The organism is Streptomyces sp. NBC_00525 (assembly GCF_036346595.1).
GTDB lineage: Bacteria > Actinomycetota > Actinomycetes > Streptomycetales > Streptomycetaceae > Streptomyces.
On sequence record NZ_CP107834.1, the window covers coordinates 4,133,373 to 4,157,839 of the forward strand.

General features: G+C 71.8%; 25 protein-coding genes. 15 read left to right on the forward strand and 10 right to left on the reverse strand.

What is annotated here, in order from left to right; genetic code table 11:
* Window positions 1-26 precede the first annotated feature (26 nt).
* From tsaB to OG710_RS18615, 9 genes are all read left to right on the forward strand, one after another.
* Window positions 27-674 carry a tRNA (adenosine(37)-N6)-threonylcarbamoyltransferase complex dimerization subunit type 1 TsaB gene (gene tsaB, locus OG710_RS18575; protein WP_330242285.1) on the forward strand — a complete coding sequence of 216 codons (648 nt, stop codon included), beginning with the start codon at window positions 27-29 and terminating at the stop codon, window positions 672-674.
* Window positions 671-1,174, forward strand: a complete 504-nt coding sequence (gene rimI, locus OG710_RS18580; protein WP_111337574.1) for a ribosomal protein S18-alanine N-acetyltransferase — start codon at window positions 671-673, stop codon at window positions 1,172-1,174. The genes tsaB and rimI overlap by 4 nt, the downstream gene beginning before the upstream one ends.
* Window positions 1,174-2,292, forward strand: coding sequence for a tRNA (adenosine(37)-N6)-threonylcarbamoyltransferase complex transferase subunit TsaD (gene tsaD, locus OG710_RS18585; RefSeq protein ID WP_330240326.1), 1,119 nt, complete (start codon window positions 1,174-1,176; stop codon window positions 2,290-2,292). The genes rimI and tsaD overlap by 1 nt, the downstream gene beginning before the upstream one ends.
* Window positions 2,289-2,579 (forward strand): hypothetical protein, encoded by a 291-nt coding sequence (locus OG710_RS18590; protein ID WP_330240327.1) that lies wholly within the window; start codon window positions 2,289-2,291, stop codon window positions 2,577-2,579. Before tsaD ends, OG710_RS18590 begins: the two co-directional genes overlap by 4 nt.
* Before the next feature lie 71 nt (window positions 2,580-2,650).
* Complete coding sequence (locus tag OG710_RS18595; protein ID WP_330240328.1) at window positions 2,651-3,121, forward strand: VOC family protein; 471 nt, start codon at window positions 2,651-2,653, stop codon at window positions 3,119-3,121.
* 194 nt (window positions 3,122-3,315) lie between these two features.
* The gene (locus tag OG710_RS18600; protein WP_330240329.1) at window positions 3,316-4,293 is read left to right on the forward strand and encodes a polysaccharide deacetylase family protein; all 978 of its coding nucleotides are present in this window, start codon (window positions 3,316-3,318) and stop codon (window positions 4,291-4,293) included.
* 232 nt (window positions 4,294-4,525) lie between these two features.
* On the forward strand, window positions 4,526-4,834 hold the full coding sequence (gene groES, locus OG710_RS18605) for a co-chaperone GroES (protein ID WP_018101172.1): 309 nt from the start codon (window positions 4,526-4,528) through the stop codon (window positions 4,832-4,834).
* A gap of 103 nt (window positions 4,835-4,937) precedes the next feature.
* Entirely contained in the window at window positions 4,938-6,563 is a 1,626-nt protein-coding gene (gene groL, locus OG710_RS18610) for a chaperonin GroEL (RefSeq protein ID WP_330240330.1), read from the forward strand.
* Window positions 6,564-6,770: 207 nt separating this feature from the next.
* Window positions 6,771-7,490, forward strand: coding sequence for a DUF981 domain-containing protein (locus tag OG710_RS18615; protein WP_330240331.1), 720 nt, complete (start codon window positions 6,771-6,773; stop codon window positions 7,488-7,490).
* 19 nt (window positions 7,491-7,509) lie between these two features.
* Here OG710_RS18615 and OG710_RS18620 read toward each other — a convergent pair whose 3' ends face one another.
* The 5 genes from OG710_RS18620 to OG710_RS18640 all read right to left on the reverse strand — a co-directional run bounded on the left by OG710_RS18620 (window position 7,510) and on the right by OG710_RS18640 (window position 12,837).
* Complete coding sequence (locus OG710_RS18620; protein ID WP_330240332.1) at window positions 7,510-8,538, reverse strand: hydroxyacid dehydrogenase; 1,029 nt, start codon at window positions 8,536-8,538, stop codon at window positions 7,510-7,512.
* A gap of 32 nt (window positions 8,539-8,570) precedes the next feature.
* Complete coding sequence (locus tag OG710_RS18625; RefSeq protein WP_330240333.1) at window positions 8,571-9,431, reverse strand: carbohydrate ABC transporter permease; 861 nt, start codon at window positions 9,429-9,431, stop codon at window positions 8,571-8,573.
* The gene (locus OG710_RS18630) at window positions 9,428-10,315 is read right to left on the reverse strand and encodes a carbohydrate ABC transporter permease (RefSeq protein WP_111337593.1); all 888 of its coding nucleotides are present in this window, start codon (window positions 10,313-10,315) and stop codon (window positions 9,428-9,430) included. Before OG710_RS18630 ends, OG710_RS18625 begins: the two co-directional genes overlap by 4 nt.
* A 4-nt stretch (window positions 10,316-10,319) precedes the next feature.
* A complete protein-coding gene (locus tag OG710_RS18635) occupies window positions 10,320-11,648 on the reverse strand; it encodes an ABC transporter substrate-binding protein (RefSeq protein ID WP_330242286.1) in 1,329 nt (442 codons plus the stop codon).
* A gap of 109 nt (window positions 11,649-11,757) precedes the next feature.
* The gene (locus OG710_RS18640) at window positions 11,758-12,837 is read right to left on the reverse strand and encodes a substrate-binding domain-containing protein (RefSeq protein ID WP_330240334.1); all 1,080 of its coding nucleotides are present in this window, start codon (window positions 12,835-12,837) and stop codon (window positions 11,758-11,760) included.
* A 169-nt stretch (window positions 12,838-13,006) separates the two neighbouring features.
* Between OG710_RS18640 and OG710_RS18645 the strand changes: the two genes are divergently transcribed.
* The gene (locus OG710_RS18645) at window positions 13,007-14,779 is read left to right on the forward strand and encodes a DUF2264 domain-containing protein (RefSeq protein WP_330240335.1); all 1,773 of its coding nucleotides are present in this window, start codon (window positions 13,007-13,009) and stop codon (window positions 14,777-14,779) included.
* 36 nt (window positions 14,780-14,815) lie between these two features.
* On the opposite strand, the gene OG710_RS18650 is transcribed toward OG710_RS18645, so the two are convergent.
* Together OG710_RS18650 and OG710_RS18655 are read right to left on the reverse strand one after the other, a co-directional pair.
* Window positions 14,816-15,589: an SDR family NAD(P)-dependent oxidoreductase gene (locus OG710_RS18650; RefSeq protein ID WP_330240336.1), complete on the reverse strand. Its 774-nt coding sequence runs from the start codon at window positions 15,587-15,589 to the stop codon at window positions 14,816-14,818.
* Window positions 15,590-15,690: 101 nt separating this feature from the next.
* Window positions 15,691-16,362 (reverse strand): MOSC domain-containing protein, encoded by a 672-nt coding sequence (locus OG710_RS18655; RefSeq protein WP_330242287.1) that lies wholly within the window; start codon window positions 16,360-16,362, stop codon window positions 15,691-15,693.
* Window positions 16,363-16,451: 89 nt separating this feature from the next.
* Here OG710_RS18655 and OG710_RS18660 point away from each other — a divergent pair, with 89 nt between their 5' ends.
* Window positions 16,452-17,342: a LysR family transcriptional regulator gene (locus tag OG710_RS18660; protein ID WP_330240337.1), complete on the forward strand. Its 891-nt coding sequence runs from the start codon at window positions 16,452-16,454 to the stop codon at window positions 17,340-17,342.
* A gap of 81 nt (window positions 17,343-17,423) precedes the next feature.
* On the opposite strand, the gene OG710_RS18665 is transcribed toward OG710_RS18660, so the two are convergent.
* Entirely contained in the window at window positions 17,424-17,750 is a 327-nt protein-coding gene (locus tag OG710_RS18665; protein WP_111337608.1) for a WhiB family transcriptional regulator, read from the reverse strand.
* Between the two features lie 390 nt (window positions 17,751-18,140).
* Between OG710_RS18665 and OG710_RS18670 the strand changes: the two genes are divergently transcribed.
* From OG710_RS18670 to OG710_RS18685, 4 genes are all read left to right on the forward strand, one after another.
* Window positions 18,141-18,752, forward strand: coding sequence for a response regulator transcription factor (locus OG710_RS18670; protein ID WP_003948568.1), 612 nt, complete (start codon window positions 18,141-18,143; stop codon window positions 18,750-18,752).
* 250 nt (window positions 18,753-19,002) lie between these two features.
* On the forward strand, window positions 19,003-19,578 hold the full coding sequence (locus OG710_RS18675; protein WP_111339481.1) for a sigma-70 family RNA polymerase sigma factor: 576 nt from the start codon (window positions 19,003-19,005) through the stop codon (window positions 19,576-19,578).
* 120 nt (window positions 19,579-19,698) lie between these two features.
* Window positions 19,699-21,201, forward strand: coding sequence for an IMP dehydrogenase (guaB, locus tag OG710_RS18680; protein WP_330240338.1), 1,503 nt, complete (start codon window positions 19,699-19,701; stop codon window positions 21,199-21,201).
* 105 nt (window positions 21,202-21,306) lie between these two features.
* Complete coding sequence (locus OG710_RS18685) at window positions 21,307-22,431, forward strand: GuaB3 family IMP dehydrogenase-related protein (RefSeq protein WP_111337612.1); 1,125 nt, start codon at window positions 21,307-21,309, stop codon at window positions 22,429-22,431.
* Window positions 22,432-22,495: 64 nt separating this feature from the next.
* Here the strand turns inward: OG710_RS18685 and OG710_RS18690 are convergent, their stop codons facing one another.
* Both OG710_RS18690 and OG710_RS18695 read right to left on the reverse strand, forming a co-directional pair.
* A complete protein-coding gene (locus OG710_RS18690) occupies window positions 22,496-23,026 on the reverse strand; it encodes a hypothetical protein (protein WP_111337614.1) in 531 nt (176 codons plus the stop codon).
* 122 nt (window positions 23,027-23,148) lie between these two features.
* Window positions 23,149-24,393: a nucleotide sugar dehydrogenase gene (locus OG710_RS18695; RefSeq protein ID WP_330240339.1), complete on the reverse strand. Its 1,245-nt coding sequence runs from the start codon at window positions 24,391-24,393 to the stop codon at window positions 23,149-23,151.
* Window positions 24,394-24,467 lie beyond the last annotated feature (74 nt).

Consider the following 24,467-nt stretch of genomic DNA (forward strand, 5'->3'; position numbering starts at 1 on the left):
AGGCTGTTTGCGTGCTCTTGCTCGCTATGGATACCGCCACCCCCGCCGTCACCGTCGCCCTGCACGACGGAACCCGAGTCCTCGCCGAATCCGTGCGGGTCGACGCCCGCAGACACGGGGAGCTGCTGCTGCCCGCCGTGGACCGGGTCCTCGCCGAGGCCGGGGTGAAACTCGACGCCGTGACGGACGTGGTCGTGGGCGTCGGCCCCGGCCCGTACACCGGACTGCGCGTCGGCCTGGTGACGGCGGCCACCTTCGGCTCCGCGCTCTCCGTGCCCGTGCACGGCCTGTGCACGCTGGACGGCCTCGCGTACGCCGCCGGGCTCGCCGGCCTGGAAGGCCCCTTCGCCGTCGCCACGGACGCCCGCCGCAAGGAGGTCTACTGGGCGCGCTACGAGGACGGCCGCACCCGGACCGCCGGCCCCTCGGTCGACCGGCCCGCCGACATCGCGGAACAGCTCGCCGGACTGCCCGTCGCCGGCGCGGGCGCGGTCCTCTACCCCGACGCCTTCCCGGACGCGCGCGGCCCCGAGCACCTCGCGGCCGGCGCGCTGGCCGCACTCGCCGCCGAACGCCTCGCGGCCGGCGCGGAACTGCTGCCGCCGCAGCCGCTCTACCTGCGCAGGCCCGACGCGCAGGTCCCGAAGAACTACAAGGTGGTCACCCCGAAGTGACCGCCACGACCGCCGTGCTGCGCGAGATGCGCTGGTGGGACATCGATCCGGTGCTCGCCCTGGAGCACGAGCTGTTCCCGGACGACGCCTGGTCGGCCGGCATGTTCTGGTCCGAGCTGGCGTACGCCCGCGGACCGGCCGCGACCCGCCGCTACGTGGTCGCCGAGGACCCGGCCACCGGCCGGCTCGTCGGCTACGCGGGCCTCGCCGCCGCCGGCGACCTCGCCGACGTACAGACCATCGCCGTCGCCCGCGACCACTGGGGCACCGGCCTCGGCGCCGAGCTGCTGACCGACCTGCTCCGGCACGCCACCGCCTTCGAGTGCGCCGAGGTGCTGCTGGAGGTCCGCGTCGACAACACCCGCGCCCAGAAGCTGTACGAACGCTTCGGCTTCGAACCGATCGGCTTCCGGCGCGGCTACTACCAGCCGGGCAACATCGACGCGCTCGTCATGCGCCTCCACGTACACGAAGAAGCAGAAGAAAACGGGACCCACTGATGGCTGACGAACCCCTCGTACTCGGCATCGAGACCTCCTGCGACGAAACCGGGGTCGGCATCGTCCGGGGCACCACGCTCCTCGCGGACGCCGTCGCCTCCAGCGTCGACACGCACGCCAGGTTCGGCGGCGTCGTCCCCGAGATCGCCTCGCGCGCCCACCTGGAGGCGATGGTCCCCACCATCGAGCGCGCTCTCAAGGAGGCCGGTGTCACCGGCCGCGACCTCGACGGCATCGCCGTCACCGCCGGGCCCGGCCTCGCGGGCGCCCTGCTCGTCGGCGTCTCCGCCGCCAAGGCGTACGCGTACGCGCTGAACAAGCCGCTGTACGGGGTCAACCACCTGGCCTCCCACATCTGCGTCGACCAGCTGGAACACGGCCCGCTTCCCGAGCCCACCATGGCGCTCCTGGTCAGCGGCGGGCACTCCTCGCTGCTCCTCGCGCCCGACATCACCAACGACGTACGGCCCCTCGGCGCGACCATCGACGACGCGGCCGGCGAGGCGTTCGACAAGATCGCCCGCGTGCTGGACCTCGGCTTCCCCGGCGGCCCGGTCATCGACCGGCTCGCCCGCGAGGGCGACCCGGCCGCCATCGCCTTCCCGCGCGGCCTGACCGGCTCCCGCGACCCCGCCTACGACTTCTCCTTCTCCGGCCTGAAGACCTCCGTCGCCCGCTGGATCGAGGCCAAGCGGGCGGCCGGCGAGGAGGTGCCGGTACGGGACGTGGCCGCGTCCTTCCAGGAGGCCGTGGTGGACGTGCTCACCCGCAAGGCCGTCCGCGCCTGCAAGGACGAGGGCGTCGACCACCTGATGATCGGCGGCGGCGTCGCCGCCAACTCCCGGCTGCGCGCGCTCGCCCGGGAGCGGTGCGAGCGGGCCGGCATCCGGCTGCGGGTGCCCCGCCCGAAGCTGTGCACCGACAACGGGGCGATGGTCGCCGCGCTCGGCGCCGAGATGGTCGCCCGCAACCGGCCCGCCTCCGACCTGGAGCTGTCCGCCGACTCCTCCCTCCCGGTCACCGAGACCCACGTACCGGGCGCCCACACCCACGGGCACGGCCATGCGCACGACCACGACCACGTGCACGAGATCAGCAAGGACAACCTCTACTCATGAGCACCCCGGTCACCGCCCTGATGTGGGAGGCCCGCGCCGCCGAGGGGCGGGGCGGGGACCTGCTCGACTGGGCCCGCGCCCGCGCCGCCGAGCTGCCCCGCCCCCCGCTCCGCAGCGAACTGCTGCGCGCCCCGCAGGACCGGGTCCTGGTCATCACCTGGTGGCGGGCGGGTTACGCTGACCAGCTGCCGGAGCTGCCCGAGCCGGACGCGGCCCTGGTCACCCGCGCGGTCCACCGCTGGCGCTTCGAATCGCTGGGAGGCGCCGACACCCCGGCCGGGCGATGAGTTCCGGCCGTCCGCGCGGTCTACCCTTCACGGCACTTCGCCCGTAGGTACCCCCGTGTGAGGAGAGGACCATGCAGAAGGTCACCACGTTCCTGTGGTTCGAGAAGAACCAGGTCGAGGAGGCGGCCGACTACTACGTCTCCGTCATCGGCGGCGACTCGCGCGTCCTGGACGTCACCCGCTGGACCGCCGCGGGCCCCGGCGAGGAGGGCGCCGCGATGACCGTGCGCTTCCGGCTGGACGGCGCGGAGTACGTCGCGTTCGACGGCGGGCCCGAGTTCCCGTTCACCGAGGCCGTCTCGCTCTCGGTGGAGTGCGAGTCGCAGGAGGAGGCGGACCGGCTCTGGTCCACGCTGTCCTCCGGCGGCGGCCAGGAGGGCCAGTGCGGCTGGCTCAAGGACAGGTACGGCCTCTCCTGGCAGATCGTCCCGCCGGGGCTCGGTGAGGCCCTGACCGACCCCGACCCGGAGAAGGCGGCCCGCGCCATGAAGGCGATGCTCTCCATGAAGCGCCTGGACATCGAGGCCATCCGCAACGCCTGAGCCCTCCGCAACGCCTGAGTCCTCCGCGACGCGCCCGATCCCTCCCCGACGCCCGAGCCCTCCGCCCGGGCGTCCTCGCGTTGGTCCGGTCGGGGGACCGGCGCGGCCCGGTGGCGGTGTCGGGCGGGCAGCCTTTTGTCGTACTGGCAGTATCCGGCGCCATGCAGCCAGTACGACAAAAGGAAAAATTGACCATGAACGGGCGTGAACCGGGCACGGCGGCGGACGGGCGGCAGCGGCGGAGGCGGGGGCTCCTGCGGCGACGGCCGGGCTACGCGGTCCTGGCCGGGCTCCTGGTCGCCGCGGCCGCGTCCGGCTGCGCGGCAGACGGCCAGGGCGCGGGCGCCGCCCCCGGGGCCGAGCTCCGCGCCGGACAGGCGGGCGCCCCGGCCGAACCGGCCGCCGGAGCCCTCGGCACCCGCGCCGAGCGGGCGCACCGGGCGAAGCTCGCCCAGGCCGCCCGCGCGGTCGCGGCCAGGAAGTGGGGCCTGGTGGGCACCCCGCTGGCGGCCCCCGCCCCGCCGGCCGAGAAGCCGCACCTGACCACCCGCGAGGGCTTCGAGGTCGAGGGCCAGAACGACTCGCTGCCGCCGGTCTTCACCCGCGTCCCCACCAAGGACAAGGTCGTCTTCCTGACGATGGACGACGGGGACGACAAGGACCCCGAGCTGCTGCGGATGATGTCGGAGCTGAACATCCCGTACAGCGCCTTCCTCAGCGACTACCTGGTGCGCGACGACTACGCGTACTTCAAGGACGCCCAGGCGCGCGGGGTCGCGCTCAACAACCACACCCTCAACCACCGCTATCTGCCGGGCCTGTCCTACGAGGAGCAGAAGCACGAGATCTGCGGCCAGCAGGACGTCATCGAGAAGCGGTTCGGCAAGCGGCCCCGGATCTTCCGGCCGCCGTTCGGCAACTACAACACCGATACCCTGAAGATCGCCAAGTCCTGCGGCATCACCGCCGTACCGCTGTGGGAGGCGGAGGCGTTCCCCGACCGCATGGAGTGGCGCGAGGGCGAGGCGAAGCTGCACCCCGGCGACATCATCCTCACCCACTTCCGGGGCGAGAAGGAGTGGCAGGGCAGCATGCCCGACCTGATCCGGTCCGTGATGAAGGTCGTCACCGACCAGGGATTCGCGGTGGCCCGCCTGGAGGACTACGTATAGGAGCGCTCCCGGCCCCCGCCCGGACCCCGGTATCCGCCACGAGGGGCGTGAATTGGCACTCCGCTTGACCGAGTGCTAATCACGGTCATAGTCTCAGTGCTGGCACTCCCCACTGGGGAGTGCCAGCAGTACTGTGCGACCGGCAGTCCGGCACCCGCGACGACGGGCTCACCTGGTCGCCATCCCAAAGACTGTTAAACCCCGTGAGATCTCCGAAGGGGGAGACCGGATCGTGTCGACCGCCAGCTCCAAGGTTGCGATCAAGCCGCTCGAGGACCGCATCGTGGTCCAGCCGCTCGACGCCGAGCAGACCACGGCCTCCGGCCTGGTCATTCCGGACACGGCGAAGGAGAAGCCCCAGGAGGGCGTCGTCCTGGCCGTGGGACCGGGCCGCTTCGAGAACGGCGAGCGCCTGCCGCTCGACGTCAAGACCGGCGATGTCGTGCTGTACAGCAAGTACGGCGGCACCGAGGTGAAGTACAACGGCGAGGAGTACCTCGTCCTCTCGGCTCGCGACGTGCTCGCGATCATCGAGAAGTAATTCACCCACGTTTGCTTCTGTTCTGCGCCCCTGGCCCCGTGCGAGATAACCAGCCGGGAGGCTGGGGGCGCAGTGCTTGTTCTTGAGAGGACAGTTCAGCTCCATGGCGAAGATCCTGAAGTTCGACGAGGACGCCCGTCGCGCCCTCGAGCGCGGCGTCAACAAGCTTGCCGACACGGTGAAGGTGACGATCGGCCCCAAGGGCCGCAACGTCGTCATCGACAAGAAGTTCGGTGCCCCCACCATCACCAACGACGGCGTCACCATCGCCCGCGAGGTCGAACTCGACGACCCGTACGAGAACCTCGGCGCGCAGCTGGTGAAGGAGGTGGCGACCAAGACCAACGACGTGGCCGGTGACGGCACCACCACCGCCACCGTCCTGGCCCAGGCGCTCGTCCGCGAGGGTCTGCGCAACGTCGCCGCCGGCGCCTCCCCGGCCGCCCTGAAGAAGGGCATCGACGCCGCGGTCAAGGCCGTGTCCGAGGAGCTCCTCGCGACCGCCCGCCCGATCGACGACAAGTCCGACATCGCCGCCGTCGCCGCGCTCTCCGCGCAGGACGCCCAGGTCGGCGAGCTGATCGCGGACGCCATGGACAAGGTGGGCAAGGACGGTGTCATCACCGTCGAGGAGTCCAACACCTTCGGCCTGGACCTCGACTTCACCGAGGGCATGGCCTTCGACAAGGGCTACCTCTCCCCGTACATGGTGACCGACCAGGAGCGTATGGAGGCCGTCCTCGACGACCCGTACATCCTGATCCACCAGGGCAAGATCGGCTCCATCCAGGAGCTGCTGCCGCTCCTGGAGAAGGTCATCCAGGCCGGTGGCTCCAAGCCGCTGCTGATCATCGCCGAGGACGTCGAGGGCGAGGCCCTGTCCACGCTGGTCGTCAACAAGATCCGCGGCACGTTCAACGCCGTCGCCGTCAAGGCGCCGGGCTTCGGCGACCGCCGCAAGGCCATGCTCGGCGACATCGCCACCCTCACCGGTGCGACCGTCATCGCCGAGGAGGTCGGCCTCAAGCTCGACCAGGCCGGTCTGGACGTGCTGGGCACCGCCCGCCGCGTGACCGTCACCAAGGACGACACCACCATCGTCGACGGCGGCGGCAAGTCCGACGAGGTCGCCGGCCGCGTCAACCAGATCAAGGCCGAGATCGAGGCCACGGACTCCGACTGGGACCGCGAGAAGCTCCAGGAGCGCCTGGCGAAGCTGGCCGGCGGTGTCTGCGTGATCCGCGTCGGTGCCGCCACCGAGGTCGAGCTCAAGGAGAAGAAGCACCGTCTGGAGGACGCCATCTCCGCGACCCGCGCCGCGGTCGAGGAGGGCATCGTCTCCGGTGGTGGCTCCGCCATCGTCCACGCCGTCAAGGTCCTGGAGGGCAACCTCGGCAAGACCGGCGACGAGGCCACCGGTGTCGCCGTCGTCCGCCGCGCCGCCGTCGAGCCGCTGCGCTGGATCGCCGAGAACGCCGGCCTCGAGGGCTACGTCATCACCTCGAAGGTCGCCGAGCTGGACAAGGGCCAGGGCTTCAACGCCGCCACCGGCGAGTACGGCGACCTGGTGAAGGCCGGCGTCATCGACCCGGTCAAGGTCACCCGCTCCGCCCTGGAGAACGCCGCCTCCATCGCCTCGCTGCTGCTCACGACCGAGACCCTGGTCGTCGAGAAGCCGGCCGAGGACGAGCCGGAGGCCGCGGGCCACGGCCACGGTCACAGCCACTGACGCACGGCTGACCGCGTGAAGCGGTGAAGGCCCGGTCCCCTGCGCGGGGGCCGGGCCTTCACGCGTAGCAGCCGCCGTTGCGCCGCGGCGGTCGCGTCCGGCCCGCGCTGCCAATCGGGGCACACCGTGTGCGTCGTGCGGGTGCTTCGTACCCGGACACGTCGTGGGGGGCCGTCCGGGCGTCCGGGCGGACGGTTCTCTCGGGCCATGAACACCCTGATGGCAGCAGCCGCCGCCGGTCTGAAGATCGACTGGACGCGCATGCCCACCTACAACACCATCATGTCCCTCGCCGCCGGAGCCGGACTGCTGCTGGTCGTGGCCCTCGGCTACCAGCTCGTCAACGGGCGCCCCGTCGTCTCCGAGAGCTGGTCCCTGGCCTTCGGAGTCCTCGGGATCATCCTGTTCGCCACCGGCCTCCACATGACCCTGACCTGGCCGCTCGCCGGGCAGGGATTCCCCTTCGACAACATCATCTTCGGGGAGCCCTCCCTCGCCTTCGGCGTTCTGCTGCTGGCCGCCTCGTTCTACCTCTGGAAGCGCGGAACCCGGTTCGACACCGAGCCCGACCGCGAACGGGCCGCCGCCGTCCTCGCGGGGCCCGTCTCGGTGTTCGTCTTCGGCCTCGGCCTGGCCTGCCTCGGGATCGCCGCAGCCGGGTGGAAGTACACCCTCTTCGCGGCCCCGCCGGAGGAGCCGATCTCGGGGGAGTTCGCCGACCACCCGATGCTGGAGGCGAGCTTCATGTCCGCCCTCTACGTCCTCGTCGGCGTCGGCGCCCTCGTCTTCCCCTTCCTGCTGCGCCGCCGCAGTGTCCTCGCCACCTGGATCGCGGGCGTCTGCTGGACCCTCGGCGGCCTCGCGTTCCTCCTGTTCGGCGCGCTCAACTACTTCACGCACATCGGACTCATCGTCAACACGATGTAGCCGGCCGGACGGTACGGGGTCAGGCGGAGCGGCCGAGATCCGCCGGGTGCACCGGCTCGGCGAACGGCAGGCCGTGCGCGTACCGCTCCAGTTCGTCCAGGGCGTGATCGGTCATCCGGTGCAGCTCGTTGCCGAGGGAGCCCGCCACATGCGGGGTGAGCAGCACATTCGGCAGCTCGTAGAACGGCGAGTCCGCGGGCGGCACCTCGGGGTCGGTCACATCCAGCACGGCGTGCAGCCGGCCGGGTACGACCTCGCGGAGCAGGGCCGCCTCGTCGATCAGGGAGCCGCGGGCCGTGTTGATCAGCGTGGACCCGGTCCGCATCAGGGCCAGTTGGCGGGCGCCGATCATATGGCGGGTGGCGGGGAGCTGAGGAGCGTGCACCGAGACGACGTCGGCGCGGGCGCACAGCTCGTCCAGCCCGACCCGCTCGACGCCCAGCCGCGCCGCCTCCTCCTCGCCGACGAACGGGTCGTACAGCAGGACCCGCAGGTCGAAGGGGCGGAGCAGCTCGATGACGCGGCGGCCGATGCGGGAGGCGCCGACGATGCCCGCGGTGCGGTGGTAGTTGCCGGCCCCGTCCAGCTCGGCGCGCCAGTCGTGGTCGGCGCGCACCTCGCGGTAGACGTGCGCGGAGTGCGGGACGCGCTTGTTGGCGAGCAGGATGGTGGCCAGGGTGTACTCGGCGACGGGCAGGGCGTTGGCCCCGGCCGCCGAGGAGACGGCGATGCCGCGGTCCCAGCAGGCGTCGGTGATGTGGTGCTTGACCGAGCCCGCCGCGTGGACGACCGCCCTGAGCCGGGGCGCGGCGGCGAGGACCTGCGGGGTGAGCGGGGTCGCGCCCCAGCAGGTCAGCAGCACATCGGCCTCGGCGAGGGCGGCGGCGACGCGCGGCTCGGGGGCGGCCAGGTCGTGGGCGACGAGGGCCGGGTCCGTACGGGCGAGGGCGGTGAGCCGGTCGCGGTGGCGCTGTTCGAACAGGCGCTCGTAGATGTCCGGGCCCATCGCGAGCAGGACCGAAGGACGGGGATCGGGGGTGGGCTGCATGGTGGTGGAGGCTCCCTCGGGTGAGCGGTGGGCTACTTGACGCTGCCGGCGGTGAGTCCGGCCTTCCAGTGCCGCTGCAGGGAGACGAAGGCGACGATCAGGGGGATGACGGCGAGGAGCGACCCGGTGACCACGAGCGGGTAGAAGCCGGGCTCGCTGTGGGTGTTGGTGTTCCAGGAGTACAGACCGAGGCTCAGCGGGAACAGCTCGCGGTCCGACAGCATCACCAGCGGAAGGAAGAAGTTGTTCCAGATCGCGGTGAACTGGAAGAGGAAGACGGTCACGAACCCCGGCATCATCATCGGCAGCCCGATGGAGAAGAAGGTGCGCAGCTCGCCGGCCCCGTCGATGCGCGCGGCCTCCAGCGCCTCGCCCGGAATGTATCCGGCGGCGAAGACCCGTGCGAGGTAGACGCCGAAGGGGTTCACCAGGACCGGGATCAGCACCGACCAGTAGGTGTTGACGATGCCCAGCTTGCTGGCCAGCAGGTACATGGGCAGCGCCAGGGCCGTCGTCGGCACGAGCACCCCGAGCAGCACGAGGCCGAAGAGCTTCTCCTTGCCCCGGAACTCGTACTTGTCGAAGGCGTATCCGGCGGCGACGCAGATCAGGGAGCAGACGGCGGCGCCCACGCCGGCGTACAGCAGGCTGTTGCCGTACCAGCGGAAGTAGACGCCGTCCCCGTACGAGGCGATGTCCGAGAGGTTCTTGGAGAGGTCGAAGCCCTTGAAGGAGAAGGTGTCCCCGGCGAGCAGCGAGCCGGTGTCCTTGGTGGCGGCGGTGACCAGCCAGACGAGCGGGAAGAGCATGTAGAGGACGGCCAGGAGCAGTGCTCCGTTGACGGCCGCCTTGGACAGCCAGGGGTTGTTCCCGCGAGGCTTGGAGGTGCTCATGCGTCCGCCCCCTTCCGGCCGGTGAGGCGGGTGACGACGAAGGACAGCAGCGCGGCGGCGAGCGCCAGGAGGACGGAGGCGGCGGCCGCGAGTCCGAAGTCGTTGCGGGAGAAGGCCGCGGTGTAGGCGTACATGTTCGGTGTCCAGGAGGAGGAGACGGCGGACCCGGAGCCGGTGTTGAGGATCAGGGGCTCGGTGAACAGCTGGAGCGAGCCGATGATCGTGAAGAGCACGACCATCAGGACCGAGGTGCGGATCAGCGGGAGCTTGATGCTGAGCGCGATGCGCCGGCCGCTCGCCCCGTCCACGGTGGCCGCCTCCAGCACGGAGCGGTCGATGGCCTGGAGCGCGGCGTAGAAGATGACCATGTTGTAGCCGAGCCATTCCCACAGCGCGATGTTGACGACGGACGGCAGCGCGCCGGAGGGCGAGAAGAAGTCGAAGCCGATCCCGCCGGAGTGCATCGCGGAGACGACGGGGCTCAGGCCCGGCGTGTAGAGGTACAGCCAGATCATCGCGGCGATGATGCCGGGCACGGCGTGCGGCAGGAACAGCGCGAGCTGGAAGAAGCGCTTGGCGCGGGCGAGCGCCGAGTCCAGCAGCAGCGCCAGCGCCAGGGCCCCGCCGACCATCAGCGGGATGTAGATGACGCAGTAGCCGATGAGGACGAGGAAGCCGTCGCGGAAGACCCGGTCACCCAGCGCCGCCGCGTAGTTGCCGAGCCCCGTGAAGACCGTCTCGGAGCCGCCGAAGCCGAGCCCCGACTGCTGTTCGGTGAAGAGGCTGAGCCAGACCGCGTAACCGATCGGGATCAGCATCACGACGGTGAACAGGACGAAGAACGGGGTCAGCAGGGTCGCGGCGGCGCGGGTGCGGGCCTTCATCCGATCAGCCCTCGACCTTCAGGCCGCGCTTGGTCAGCTCCGCGACGGTCGCGTCGTGGGCGGCCTTCACCGCGTCGGGGATGGTGGTGCCGCCCCCGGCGACCTTGCCGAACTGGTCCTTCAGGACGGTGTTGGTGGTGCCCATCGAGGGGCCCCAGGTCCAGCCCTGCCGGATGGCGGAGCCGCCGTCCTCGAAGACCTGGTAGATGTCCTGGCCGCCGTAGAACTCGGTGTCGAACGCCTTCTTCGCGGCCGGGCGCAGCGCGAGCGCGGCCGGGAACGCGCTGGAGGTACCGGAGGAGATACGGGCCTCGATGCCCTTCTCCGTGGTGGTCATCCAGGTGGCGAACTCGACGGCGGCGGCGGCCTTCTCGCTGTTCTTCGGCACGGCGAAGGTGGTGCCGCCGAGCATGCCGCCGGCCGGCTTGCCGTCCCAGGTGGGGATCGGGGCGACGGCCCACTTGCCGCTCTGCTCGGGCAGGGTGCCGCCCAGGACGCCGCCGCCCCAGGAGGCGCCGAGGTAGCCGATGGTGCCGCCGGTCTTGAGGGAGTTGGTCCAGGCGGGCGAGAAGGAGGCGTTGGAGCGGACCAGGCCGTCCTTCACCAGGCCCTGCCAGTAGTCGGCGACCTCGGTGGTGGCGGCGTCGGTGGTGTCGACCTTCCAGGTGTCGCCGTCCGCCTTGAACCACTGGGCGCCGGCCTGCCAGACCATCGCCTCGAAGGTGGTCGGGTCGTCCGGGAAGAAGGTGCCGATGCGGGCCTTGGCGTCGGCCTTCTTGACCTTCTCGGCGGCCTTGCGGAACTCGTCCCAGGTGGTGGGGACCGCGATGTCGTACTTGGTGAACAGGTCCTTGCGGTAGAAGAACGCCTGCGGCGCGGCGTCGAAGGGCACCGCCCAGCTCTTGCCGCCGAGCGTCGTCTGCTCGATCGCCTGCGGGAGGAACTTCTTCTTCACGTCGTCGGTCAGGTACTTCCCGATGTCCTGGAAGCCGCCCTGGCTGACGAACTCGGGGAGCTGCGGGTACTCGACGGAGACCAGGTCGGGGGCGTTGCCCGCCTTGATCGCGTTGGAGATCTTGGCGTAGCCGCCGGCGTTGCCGGACGGGGTCTCCTCGAACTTCACGCGGATGTTCTTCTGCGAGGCGTTGAACGCGTCCACGACCTCCTTGGTGCCCTTGGCCCAGCCCCAGAAGGTGATGGTCACCGGCTTGGCGGCGGTGCCGGTGCCGCCGCCGGACGAGTCCTCGCCGCTGCCGCCGCACGCCGTGACGACGGCGAGGGCGGTGACGGCTCCGGCTATGGAAAGAGTCGTTCTGCTCCAACTGCGATGCACGGCGAAGCTCCTGGGATCGGCGGCGACATTGACGTTGGGCGAGATCCTTGGCGCCGTGCTGTCCGAAGTCAAGAGCGAAAGATTGAATGATCGAGAAAAGATCAGAACGTTATCGAGTGGTCGAAGCCCGCACCCGCAGCCGGGGGAGCAGTGCCAGATGCCGTCCCGGCTCGTCGTCGTCCCGCCCGGCGCCGAGCCGGGTGAGCAGCAACTCCGTGGCGTGGCGCCCGATATGGCGCTTGGGCGGGCTGACCGCGGTCAGCGGGATGTCGCCGAGCGCGGCCACCTCGTCGTCGTACGCGATCACCGCCAGGTCCTCCGGGACGCGTACCCCCAGGTCGGACAGGCGCTGCACCAGATGGATCGCGTCCACGTCGTTGTGCACCAGCGCGGCCGTGGCCCGGCCGGAGACCACCGCCTCACGCACCTCCCGCACCGCAGCGTCGAAGCGCTCCGGATCGACCTCGGGGCCGGACGTGCCGATCATCGGCGGTGCGTCCGTGCGCCCCAGCACGGCCAGGGCGTCCTCGTAGCCGGAGCGCACCGCCAGCGCGGTCGGGCTGTCGGCGCGGGCGACGAGCAGCGGGGTGCCGTGGCCCAGGCCGACCAGATGGCGCACGGCAAGGAGCACCCCGTGCCGGTGGTCGGAGCAGACCCGGTCCAGGCCGTCCAGCGGCGAGCCCGGCTCCGGGGTGCGCTCCAGGAGCACGGCGGGCACCGGCAGCGCGGCCATCCAGTCCCCGTACGCCGCCTGGTCCCCGGCCCCCCGCCAGGCCGGGGCGATCAGCAGCCCGTCCGCCCCGGTGGCCAGCAGCCCCTCGGCGCGCGCCCGGTCCTCCTCGGGGCGGTAGTCGGAGATCCGCAGCACCAGCCGGGCCCCCGCCCGGTCCGCGGCCTCGTGCGCACCCCGGATGACCTCGGCGAAGTAGTACGTGGCCGAGGGGGCGATCAGACCTATCACCGGGCCGCCCGCCGGATCGGGCGCGGCCGGGCCGGACGCCGACCGGGGCCAGGAGACCGACCCGTGCACCCGGTCGAGCAGCCCGCGTTCGGCCAGCGCCTCGACATCGCGGCGTGCCGTGACGGGGGAGACCCCGAGCAGGCCGGCGAGATCCGAGACACGGGCCGAACCGCGCTCCCGCACCAGGGCCAGCAGTCGTTCGTGACGTTCAGCAGCACTCTCGCGCACGGCGGCAGTCCCCTTGCAAATCGCGATGTGATGGCTCGGCTGGCCAGACCTTATTACGCCGTGATCGATTGTCGGAAGTTTCGATCATTCGATACGCACGTCTTGACGTTCGATCGCTCCCCGGTCGAGGATTTCCGGCGACGCCGAAGTCCGCCTCCAGGGGAGCATCATGCCCAAGACGACCCCGTACCCGGCCCGCACCCGTGCCGACTGGGAGCGGACGGCCGACCAACTGCTGTGCGCGGTACGCCCCTACGCCTCGCCCCGGCACGGCCGCATCGACCTCCCGGGACCCCGCCCCAGCTGGTCCGGACCCGCGTCGGACGGCCTCGAAGGCTACGCCCGCACCTGGCTCCTCGCCGCCCTGCGCGTCGCCGGGGCCCGCGGCGACGACCCGCACGGCCACCTCGACCGCTACGCCCAAGGACTCGCCGCCGGCACCTGCGCCCCGGCCGGCGGCCCGGACGCCTGGCCGGACATGGCCGGCACCCGCCAGGCCGTCGTGGAGTCCGCCTCCATAGCCCTCGGGCTGCGCCTCACCCGCCCCTGGCTCTGGGACAGCCTCGACGACACCACCCGGCAGCGCGTCGCGGGGTGGCTGCTGCCCGCCCTCGGCCCGTCCCCCGTGAACAACAACTGGTGGCTCTTCGGCCTCACCGTCGCCGGCTTCCTCCAGGACGCCGGCATCGAGACCGACCGGGCCCGGCACACCATCGACCGCGCCCTGGCACGGATCGAGGACTGGTACTCGGGCGACGGCTGGTACAGCGACGGCCCCAACCGCTCCTTCGACCACTACAACGCCTGGGCGATGCACCTCTACCCCGTCCTGCACGCCCACCTTGCCGGCGACCGCGACCTCCTGGACCGCTACGGCCCCCGGCTGCACCGCCATCTCGCCGACTACACCCGCATGTTCGGCGCGGACGGCGCGCCCATGCCGTTCGGCCGCTCCCTCACCTACCGGTTCGCCGCGGCCGCCGCCCCCTGGCTCGGCGCGCTGACCGGCCACACCCCGCTCGCCCCCGGCGCCACCCGCCGCCTCGCCTCCGCCACCCTCGGCCACTTCCTGGACCGGGGCGCCACCGACGCGAACGGCCTGCTCACCCTCGGCTGGCACGGTCCCTACGAGCCCCTGCTCCAGAGCTACTCCGGGCCCGCCTCCCCGTACTGGGCGTCCAAGGGCTTCCTCGGACTGCTGATGCCCGCGGACCACCCCGTCTGGACGGCCCCCGAGGAGCCGCTGCCCGTCGAGCGGGAGGACGCCGTGACCCTCCTCGGCCCGACCGGCATGCTGCTCCAGTCCACCGCCGCGGACGGCCTGGTCCGCCTCCACAACCACGGCTCGAACCACGTGGGCGACGACGAGGACCCCGGCTACGCCCGCTTCGCGTACTCCACCCGCACCGGCCCCACCCACGGCGCCGTACGCGACAACCACTTCGCGCTGCTCCTCGACGGCGGGCCCACCACCCGCCGCACCGCCGAACCCCGCACCGCGGGACCCGGCGCCGCCGTCTCCGCGCACACCCCGCACCCCGGCGTCCGGGTCGTCTCCGCCACCCTCGCCCACGGCCGCGCCGAGGTCCGCGCGCACCTGGTCACCGGCGCGCCCGAGGGCACCCCCGTACGCCAGACCGGCTGGGCCACCAACGACCCGGCGCTCACCGCCCAGCTCCACCCGGTGCACGGCTACGGCGGCGCCGCGCACCGGCTCCCCGGCGGGTCCACGATGTTCGGCGAGACCTCCGGACTCCTCGCGGTGGACGGCGTCACCACCGGGGAGCGGTCCCTGTTCGTGGCCCTGGCCTCGCTCACCGGGGAGCCGGACCCGGACCCCGTCACCGCCCTCGCGGACGTGCGCGTCCAGGGCCCCGACGAGATCCGGGTGACCTGGCACGACGGCACGACCGCCGTCCTGCGTGTCCCGGCGGAGTCCTGAGCGGACCGCGCCGGGACACCTCGCGCCCGTCCCGGTCTACTGCGGGCCGTACTTGCGGCCCGTACGCGAGCTGATCCCGCCCAGCAGGCCGCGCGGTGCCAGCTTCGCGGCGCCCATCAGGGCCTTGTAGCGCGGGTCCGGGATCGACACCGTCTTCCCGCGCGCCAGGTCGGCGAGCGCCGTGCTCACCAGCTTGTCCGCGTCGAGCCACATCCAGCCGGGGATGTTGTCCGTGCCCATCCCGGCCCGCTGGTGGAACTCCGTACGCACGAAGCCCGGACACAGCGCCATCAGCCGCACGCCCGACCCGGCCAGGTCCTTCGCCGCGCCCTGGCTGAACTGCACCACCCACGCCTTGGACGCCCCGTAGGTGCCGCGCGGCAGGAACGCGGCGACCGAGGCCACGTTGACGATGCCGCCCCTGCCGCGCTCGCGCATGGCGGGCGCGGCGGCGGAGGTCAGCCGCAGCACCGCCTCGCAGTGCACCTTCAGCATGGCCAGCTCGTCGGCCATCGGGACCTCCAGATAGCGGCCCCTGTTGCCGAACCCGGCGTTGTTCACCAGGAGATCGACCGGCCGTCTGCGGTCGCCGAGACGTTTCTCGACCGCGCCGATGCCCTTGTCCTCGGACAGGTCCGCCCGCAGCACCTCCGCCTCGATGCCGTGCCGGTCGTGCAGTTCGGTCGCCTGCTCGCGCAGCCGGTCCGCGTCCCGTGCCACCAGGACCAGGTCGTACCCGTCGGCGGCGAGCCGCCGGGCGAAGGCGGCACCGATGCCCGCCGTCGCGCCCGTGATCAGTGCAGTCGTCATACGCGGCACGGTAGAGCATCGGAATCCGGCCGTCCCCCGCCCCCGGCGCCGCTCCCGGACCCGGCCGCTCCCGGCCCCCGAGCCCCCGCGTCGGGAGCTCGTCACGAGGCGGGGAGCCGCGCCTCGTACGCGCGCGCCCTGCGCAGCGACTCGGGGTGCAGGGCGGCCCCGGCCGGCAGCAGCAGCGGCAGCAGGTCGCGCCGCGTCGTCACCGCCCTGAACTGCAGCTCCACCGTCACCTCGTGGTCCGGCCGGTACACGATCTCGACCGGGTCGCCCGCCCGCACGGTGCCCGGCGCGACGACCCGGAGGTACGCCCCCGGCGCCGCCGCGCGGGTGAACCGCTTGACCCAGCGCTCCTCGCCCAGATGACCGGCGAACGTACGGCACGGAATCCGGCCACTGGTCACCTCCAGGACCAGGCCGTCGCCGATCCGCCAGCGCTCCCCGATCAGCGCGGTGCTCACCGCCAGCCCGGCCGTGGTCAGGTTCTCGCCGAACGAGCCGTTGGGCAGCGGCCGGCCAAGCTCCCGCTCCCAGTTGTCCAGGTCCTCGCGCGCGAAGACGTAGACGGCCTGGTCGGAGCCGCCGTGATGGCGCAGGTCGCACACCGCGTCCCCGGCGAGACCGCTGCCGCCCTCGCCCTTCGGACCCGGGTCGGCGACCCGGACCGGCCCGTCGACGGGCCGCTTGTCGATCCCCGTCCGGCCACCCGGCGCATCGGTGTAGGAGACCGGAGCGGGACGCCCCGCGTTCACGGTCAGCACAGTCATCGCGGTCATACCGGAACGCTACCCAAGGCCCACCCAAAGTCGCTTGCGAATAACTCGCGGATGCCCCAAGCGACGCTTATGCTCAAAGGGTGATCGAAGCCCGCCACCTCCGCGTCCTGCGCGCCGTGTCCGCCACCGGCTCCTTCTCCGCCGCCGCCCGCGAACTCGGCTGCACCCAGCCCGCCGTCAGCCAGCAGATGAAGGCCCTGGAGTCCTCCGCCGGGACCACCCTGCTCATCCGCACCGGCCGCGAGATGCGACTGACCGAGGCGGGCGAGGCGCTCGTGCGGCACGCCTCCGGCATCCTGGCCGGGCTCACCGCCGCCGAGGAGGAGGTCGCCGCGATCGCCGGGCTGCGGGCCGGCCGGGTCCGCCTGGTCTCGTTCCCCAGCGGCAGTTCCTCGCTGGTGCCCGGCGCCCTCGCCGCGCTCAGGGCCGCGCACCCCGGCACCCGCGTCTCGCTGGTGGAGGCCGAACCGCCCCGGTCCGTGGAGATGCTGCGCGCCGGCGACTGCGACATCGCGCTCGCCTTCCGCTACGGCGAGCCGGGCGCCGAGTGGGACGACCTCGTGGTGCGCCCGCTGCTCACGGACCGGCTGACCGGGCTCGTCCCGGAGGGGCACGCGCTGGCGGGCCGGGACGCCGTGGGCATCTCCGAACTCGCCGGCGAGTCCTGGATCGCCGGGTGCCCCCGGTGCCGCAGGCAGCTGGTGGAGGTGTGCGAGGAGTCCGGGTTCACGCCGCGCATCGACTTCGCCACCGACGACTACCCGGCGGTGATCGGCCTGGTCGGCGCGGGCCTGGGCGTGGCGGTGCTGCCGGCGCTGGCGATCGAGTCGGTACGGCCGCGGGGCGCCGTGACCGTCACGGTGGAGCCGGCCATCGAGCGCGAGATCGTGGCGCTGACCCTGCCCGACCTGGCGCGGGTGCCGGCCGTGGCGGCCACCCTGGACCGGCTCGCCCTGGCGGCCGCGCGCTGAGGGGCGCGCAGGCTCCCGTCGCGAGGGCGGGGCGGGCGTCTGAAGAAACGTTTCTGTGCTGTGGTGCGGCGGCGTAGGCCGTCAGTCGTGCCCGTGCGGGGAGGCGGGGGCCGCCGCCGTGATGAGCCGGTTGCGGGCGCGCCCCATCAGCTCCTCGCGCTCGTCCTCGGTCAGGCCGCCCCACACTCCGTAGGGCTCGCGGACGGCCAGGGCGTGGGCCGCGCACTCGGCGCGTACCGGGCAGCGCATGCACACCTCCTTCGCGGAGGTCTCGCGGGCGCTGCGGGCGGCGCCGCGTTCCCCCTCGGGGTGGAAGAAGAGCGAGCTGTCGACCCCGCGGCAGGCCGCGAGCAGCTGCCAGTCCCACAGATCGGCGTTGGGTCCGGGAAGGCGGGAGAAATCGGCCATTGCTTGTCCCCTCGAAACCGTGATGAGTCGATGACCGCGTACAAGACCGTACATCTACGGTGCTAGTAGATGTAAATATGACTGATTGCGAATCTAGCCACAGACACCACCAAAAGGGAAGAAATCCCGCTAAATGGGGCACTCGCTACGCCAAAATTTCGGTTGACGGCTGGACGACCCGTGGCGCTCTGCTCCGTGAGCGCTTCCTCACGTAGAGTGCCGAACCCGCTCTTCCCACCCGTAACTCTTTCGAGTGACCGTCGTTGAACGTGCGGAGGCGGTTGACAGAAAGAGCGATCGGGCAGGTGTCCGAGAGCGTCAACCGCACAGGTGACGACTTGTAACAGCCTGGAGGCTCAAGGTGACGCGCATCAGCTGCGGAGGGCGGTCATGACTTCCGTCCTCGTCTGCGACGACTCCCCGCTTGCCCGAGAAGCGCTCCGTCGCGCGGTCGCGACCGTGCCCGGCGTCGAGCGTGTGACGACGGCCGCCAACGGCGAGGAAGTCCTCCGCCGCTGGGGCGCCGACCGTTCGGATCTGATTCTCATGGACGTACGCATGCCCGGACTCGGGGGGGTGGAGACGGTCAGGCGGCTGCTTTCCGCCGATCCCGGCGCCCGGATCATCATGCTGACCGTCGCCGAGGACCTGGACGGCGTCGCGCTCGCGGTCGCCGCCGGCGCCCGCGGCTATCTCCACAAGGACGCCTCGCGGGCCGAGCTGCGCGCGACCGTCACCCAGGCGCTGGCCGACCCGACCTGGCGGCTCGCCCCGCGCCGGCTGCGGTCGGCCGAGATGGGTGCGGCGCCGACGCTCACCGCCCGCGAGATCCAGGTTCTCGAAGGGATGAGCCACGGCCGCTCCAACGCGGAGATCGGCCGTGAGCTCTTCCTCTCCGAGGACACGGTGAAGACACACGCACGGCGGCTCTTCAAGAAGCTCGGCGCGTCGGACCGGGCGCACGCGGTGGCCCTCGGCTTCCGCTGGGGCCTGGTCCGCTGACGACACGCCCAGGGGCCCGGCGGCCCCTGGGCGGGGGGTGCGGCGCGAGCCGTACCCCGCCGATCCGGCGGTATGTGACGCTTCCCGGCCGATGCCGCATCCTTGAGACGTGGAGTTCCTCGGGAACGATTCGGTCGCGCGGAAGGGGAGGGCGCAGGACATGACTTCCGGCGCACCCGCTCATAACGCTTCGGTGCACAACTACGGAGGCGGTGCCACGGACGACAAGGGGCCGGGGCACCATGGTTCGATGCGCGACGACGGAACGACGGTGATCGGTGCCCTGGTGCACCGAGCCGTCGAGGGCGACGCGCAGGCCACCCACGATCTGCTGGCCCACGTCCACCCACTCGCCCTGCGCTACTGCCGGTCCCGGCTCAGCCGGCTCCCCGGTGATGCCCGTCACTTCGTCGAGGACCTCGCCCAGGAGGTCTGCGTCGCCGTGCTCATGGCGCTGCCACGCTACAAGGACACCGGCAGGCCCTTCGAGGCCTTCGTCTTCGCCATCGCCGGGCACAAGGTGGCCGATCTCCAGCGCGCCGCGATGCGCCATCCGGGATCGACCGCCGTGCCCTCCGACGAGATGCCGGAACGGCCCGACGACTCCCTGGGGCCCGAGGAGCGGGCGCTGCTCAGCAGCGACGCGGCCTGGGCCAAGAAGCTCCTGGCCAACCTCCCGGAGAACCAGCGCGAACTGCTCGTGCTGCGCGTCGCCGTGGGGCTGACCGCCGAGGAGACCGGGCAGATGCTCGGCATGTCGCCGGGCGCCGTCCGGGTCGCCCAGCACCGGGCCCTGAGCAGGCTGCGCGCCCTCGCGGAGCAGTGAGCCGGGCGCTGCCGTAGGAAGCTACAGAAACCGCGGGTGATCTTGCTCGTGGAATGAGACGCCTCCCGAGGCCGTTAGCATGGACATCCGCACCGATCAAGGCCATTTGGGGAAGGTGTCATGACTGCAAACGTCGACGGAGTGCCCGAGAAATTCGCGACGCTCGGGCTGACATACGACGACGTGCTGCTGCTGCCGGGCGCATCGGAAGTGCTGCCCAACGCGGTCGACACCTCGACGCTCATCTCGCGCAACGTACGGGTGAACATCCCGCTGCTCTCCGCCGCCATGGACAAGGTGACGGAAGCCCGCATGGCCATCGCCATGGCCCGGCAGGGCGGCGTCGGCGTGCTCCACCGCAACCTCTCGGTCGAGGACCAGGTCAACCAGGTCGACCTCGTCAAGCGCTCCGAGTCCGGCATGGTCACCGACCCGATCACGGTCGGCCCGGACGCCACGCTCGGCGACGCCGACGCCCTCTGCGCCAAGTTCCGCATCAGCGGCGTCCCGGTCACCGACCAGGCGGGCAAGCTGCTCGGCATCGTCACCAACCGCGACATGGCCTTCGAGTCGGACCGCTCGCGCCAGGTGCGCGAGGTCATGACCCCGATGCCGCTGGTCACCGGCCGGGTCGGCATCTCCGGCGTGGACGCCATGGAGCTGCTGCGCCGCCACAAGATCGAGAAGCTCCCCCTGGTGGACGAGGCGGGCCTGCTCAAGGGCCTCATCACCGTCAAGGACTTCAAGAAGGCCGAGCAGTACCCCAACGCCGCCAAGGACGCGGACGGCCGGCTGCTCGTCGGCGCGGCCGTGGGCGCCAGCCCGGAGGCGCTCGACCGCGCCCAGGCGCTGGCCGAGGCCGGTGTGGACTTCCTGATCGTGGACACCTCGCACGGCCACAACAGCAACGCCCTGAACTGGATGTCCAAGATCAAGTCGGCCGTCGGCATCGACGTGATCGGCGGCAACGTCGCCACCCGCGACGGCGCGCAGGCCCTGATCGACGCCGGCGTGGACGGCGTCAAGGTCGGCGTCGGCCCCGGCTCCATCTGCACCACCCGCGTGGTCGCCGGCATCGGCGTCCCCCAGGTCACCGCGATCTACGAGGCGGCGCTGGCCGCCCGCGCGGCGGGCGTCCCGGTCATCGGCGACGGCGGCCTCCAGTACTCCGGCGACATCGGCAAGGCGCTCGCCGCCGGCGCCGACAGCGTGATGCTGGGCTCGCTCCTGGCGGGCTGCGAGGAGTCGCCGGGCGAGCTGCTCTTCATCAACGGCAAGCAGTTCAAGTCGTACCGCGGCATGGGTTCGCTGGGCGCGATGCAGTCCCGCGGCCAGGGCCGCTCCTACTCCAAGGACCGGTACTTCCAGGCCGAGGTGGCCTCCGACGACAAGCTCGTCCCCGAGGGCATCGAGGGCCAGGTCCCGTACCGCGGCCCCCTCGCCAACGTGCTGCACCAGCTGGTGGGCGGTCTGCGCCAGACCATGGGCTACGTGGGCGCCGCGACGGTGAGCGAGATGGAGAGCAAGGGCCGCTTCGTCCGGATCACCTCGGCGGGCCTCAAGGAGAGCCACCCGCACGACATCCAGATGACGGTCGAAGCACCGAACTACAGCAGGAAGTAACGCGACAGCACAGGTGAGGGGCGGTCCGGGGTTCCCGGAGCCGCCCCTCCTTGGCGTGTCGGGGATACTGGACAGCGCAGACGCAGAGGGAAAGGCCACATCATCGTGACTGAGATCGAGATCGGGCGCGGCAAGCGCGGCCGCCGGGCATACGCATTCGACGACATCGCCGTCGTCCCGAGCCGCCGCACCCGCGACCCGAAGGAGGTCTCGATCGCCTGGCAGATCGACGCCTACCGCTTCGAGCTGCCGTTCCTGGCCGCCCCGATGGACTCGGTGGTGTCCCCGCAGCACGCCATCCGCATCGGTGAGCTGGGCGGTCTCGGCGTGCTCAACCTCGAAGGGCTGTGGACGCGCTACGAGGACCCGCAGCCGCTGCTCGACGAGATCGCCGAGATGCCGGCCGCGACCGCGACCCGCCGCCTCCAGGAGATCTACGCCGCGCCCATCCAGGCCGACCTGATCGGGCAGCGCATCAAGGAGGTCCGCGACTCCGGCGTCGTCACCGCCGCCGCGCTCTCCCCGCAGCGCACCGCCCAGTTCTCCAAGGCCGTCGTGGACGCCGGCGTGGACATCTTCGTCATCCGGGGCACCACGGTCTCCGCCGAGCACGTCTCGGGCGCGGCCGAGCCGCTGAACCTCAAGCAGTTCATCTACGAGCTGGACGTGCCGGTGATCGTCGGCGGCTGCGCCACGTACACCGCCGCCCTGCACCTGATGCGGACCGGCGCGGCCGGTGTCCTCGTCGGCTTCGGCGGCGGCGCCGCGCACACCACGCGCAACGTGTTCGGCATCCAGGTCCCGATGGCGACCGCCGTCGCCGACGTGGCCGGTGCCCGCCGCGACTACATGGACGAGTCCGGCGGCCGGTACGTGCACGTCATCGCGGACGGCGGCGTCGGCTGGTCCGGCGACCTGCCGAAGGCGATCGCCTGCGGCGCTGACGCCGTGATGATGGGCTCCCCGCTGGCCCGCGCCACGGACGCGCCGGGCCGCGGCCGGCACTGGGGCATGGAGGCCGTCCACGAGGACGTGCCGCGCGGCAAGCTGGTGGACCTCGGCACGGTCGGCACCACGGAGGAGGTCCTCACCGGCCCCGCGCACACCCCGGACGGCGCGATGAACATCTTCGGCGCCCTGCGCCGCGCGATGGCCACGACGGGCTACAGCGAGCTGAAGGAGTTCCAGCGCGTCGAGGTGACGGTCGCCGACTCCCAGCACCGCCGCTGACCCCCCGTACACCCGGAAGGGCCCGGACCGCGACAAGCGGTCCGGGCCCTTCGGCGTTCCGGGGTTACGAGCCCTTGCGCGCGCCGCCGACCGCGCCCAGCGCGCCGAGCGCCAGGAAGAGGTACGTCTTGCCGTCGGCCCCCTCGTTCCACGCCTTGGTGAGCACGTCGAAGTGGTCGAAGAAGACGCTGGTCACCGACTGGTCGACCATGTCCGAGAAGACGACCGCGATGCCCAGGAGCTGGCCGAGGTAGACGGCGCCGACCGACAGCAGGGCACTGACCACGGTCATGACCGGGTTGGCGCCGCCGGACTTGCGCGCGCAGAAGCCGACGAGGAAGCCGACACCGACGGCGAGGTAGCCGATCTGGTGCTCGAAGTTGCCGAGGATGAGGCCGTAGACGATCGCGCCGACGAGACCCGCCCCGACGGCGGCCACCAGACCGAGCCCGAAGTTGTTGCCGCGGGCCGGCGGGGCCGGGGGGAACGGGGTCGGGGCGCCGAAGGGGGCGCCGGGCTGCTGGCCGGCGAACGGATTGCCGCCCTGGGGCTGACCGCCGTAGGGCTGGTTCGGCGGTGGTACGGACTGGCTCATGCTGGGTTCTCCCCCTGGGGACGTCTACGCACTGCTGTGCGAGGAGTGACGCCGCAGGCTAGCAGCAGGCTCCGACATCGGCCCACCGGAATCCTTGGGGGAACTGGGCTGACAGCCCGTCATCAGAGCCGGTGGGCGGCTCCGGCGGGGGTCGCGCCACGGGTGTCGAGGAGGAGTTGCGCCTTCACGGCGAGGCCCTGGAGGTCGTACGTACGGTGGTGCTGGAGCAGCACCGTGAGGTCCGCGCCGGCCGCCGCCTCGTAGAGCGAGTCGGCGCGCGGCACCGACCGCCCGCGTACCCGCCAGTCCAGGACGTGCGGGTCGTGGAAGCGGATCTGGGCGCCCATGTCCAGGAGCCGGTTGGCGATCTCGCGGGCGGGGGACGCCTCCTGGTCGGCCAGGTCGGGCTTGTAGGTGACGCCGAGGAGGAGAATCCGGGCGCCCCGGACGGCCTTGCCGTGCTCGTTGAGGAGGGTGGCGCAGCGCTGGATCACGTACTGGGGCATGCGGCCGTTGATCTCCTGGGCCAGCGAGACCATCCGCAGCGGGGTGCCGGGGACGCGGCCGGGGTCCATCGCGGCGCCGTGGCCGCCGACGCCGGGGCCGGGCCGGAAGGGCTCGAAGCCGAAGGGCTTGGTCTCGGCGCACCGGATGACGTCCCAGAGGTCGACGCCCAGGTCGTGGCAAAGCACCGCCATCTCGTTGACCAGGGCGATGTTGACATGCCGGAAGTTGGTCTCCAGGACCTTCGTCATCTCGGCCTCGCGGGTGCCGCGCGCCCGGACCACCTTGTCGGTGAGCCGGCCGTAGAAGGCGGCGGCCGACTCGGTGCAGGCGGGGGTGAGGCCGCCGATGACCTTGGGGGTGTTGGCGTAGACATGGGTGCGGTTGCCGGGGTCGAGCCGGCCGGGGGAGTGCGCGAGGTGGAAGTCGCGTCCGCCGCGCAGCCCCGAGCCCTGCTCCAGGATCGGCAGCAGGAAGTTCTCGGTGGTGCCGGGCGGCACGGCCGACTCCAGGAGCACGGTGGTGTGCGGGCGCAGCCGGACGGCCAGGGCGCGGGCCGCGTCGGCGACGGCGCTCAGATCGAGGGCGCCGTCGGGGCCGGGCGGCGTCGGCGCGCAGATCACGGCGGTGCGGACCCGGCCCAGCTCGGCCTGGTCGGTGGTGGGCCGGAAGCCCCCGGAGAGCATGCGGCGGACGTCGGACGCCGGCAGTGATCCCTCGACCGGGGCGCGCCCCGCCGCGACCTCCGCGAAGGCGCGCGGGTCGGTGTCGTAGCCGATGGTCTGGATTCCGGCGTGGACGGCGGCCTGGGCGAGGGGCAGGCCGAGGTGACCGAGTCCGATGACGGCGAGGTCTGCAGGCACGTGGGTGGCCGTCCTTCCCTTAAGACCAAAAGACAGAAAGCGCAACCGCTGTGGACAGCGCTATGTCAGGTTAG

Coding starts and splice junctions, on each gene's coding strand:
- groL (WP_330240330.1), top strand. CDS start 4,938: ATGGCGAAGATCCTGAAGTTCGACGAGGACGCCCGTCGCGCCCTCGAG.
- OG710_RS18590 (WP_330240327.1), top strand. CDS start 2,289: ATGAGCACCCCGGTCACCGCCCTGATGTGGGAGGCCCGCGCCGCCGAG.
- OG710_RS18650 (WP_330240336.1), bottom strand. CDS start 15,589: ATGACGACTGCACTGATCACGGGCGCGACGGCGGGCATCGGTGCCGCC.
- tsaD (WP_330240326.1), top strand. CDS start 1,174: ATGGCTGACGAACCCCTCGTACTCGGCATCGAGACCTCCTGCGACGAA.
- OG710_RS18630 (WP_111337593.1), bottom strand. CDS start 10,315: ATGAAGGCCCGCACCCGCGCCGCCGCGACCCTGCTGACCCCGTTCTTC.
- guaB (WP_330240338.1), top strand. CDS start 19,699: ATGACTGCAAACGTCGACGGAGTGCCCGAGAAATTCGCGACGCTCGGG.
- OG710_RS18670 (WP_003948568.1), top strand. CDS start 18,141: ATGACTTCCGTCCTCGTCTGCGACGACTCCCCGCTTGCCCGAGAAGCG.
- OG710_RS18675 (WP_111339481.1), top strand. CDS start 19,003: ATGCGCGACGACGGAACGACGGTGATCGGTGCCCTGGTGCACCGAGCC.
- OG710_RS18620 (WP_330240332.1), bottom strand. CDS start 8,538: ATGCAGCCCACCCCCGATCCCCGTCCTTCGGTCCTGCTCGCGATGGGC.
- OG710_RS18665 (WP_111337608.1), bottom strand. CDS start 17,750: ATGGCCGATTTCTCCCGCCTTCCCGGACCCAACGCCGATCTGTGGGAC.
- tsaB (WP_330242285.1), top strand. CDS start 27: ATGGATACCGCCACCCCCGCCGTCACCGTCGCCCTGCACGACGGAACC.
- OG710_RS18615 (WP_330240331.1), top strand. CDS start 6,771: ATGAACACCCTGATGGCAGCAGCCGCCGCCGGTCTGAAGATCGACTGG.
- OG710_RS18645 (WP_330240335.1), top strand. CDS start 13,007: ATGCCCAAGACGACCCCGTACCCGGCCCGCACCCGTGCCGACTGGGAG.
- OG710_RS18595 (WP_330240328.1), top strand. CDS start 2,651: ATGCAGAAGGTCACCACGTTCCTGTGGTTCGAGAAGAACCAGGTCGAG.
- OG710_RS18625 (WP_330240333.1), bottom strand. CDS start 9,431: ATGAGCACCTCCAAGCCTCGCGGGAACAACCCCTGGCTGTCCAAGGCG.
- OG710_RS18690 (WP_111337614.1), bottom strand. CDS start 23,026: ATGAGCCAGTCCGTACCACCGCCGAACCAGCCCTACGGCGGTCAGCCC.
- OG710_RS18655 (WP_330242287.1), bottom strand. CDS start 16,362: ATGACTGTGCTGACCGTGAACGCGGGGCGTCCCGCTCCGGTCTCCTAC.
- OG710_RS18600 (WP_330240329.1), top strand. CDS start 3,316: ATGAACGGGCGTGAACCGGGCACGGCGGCGGACGGGCGGCAGCGGCGG.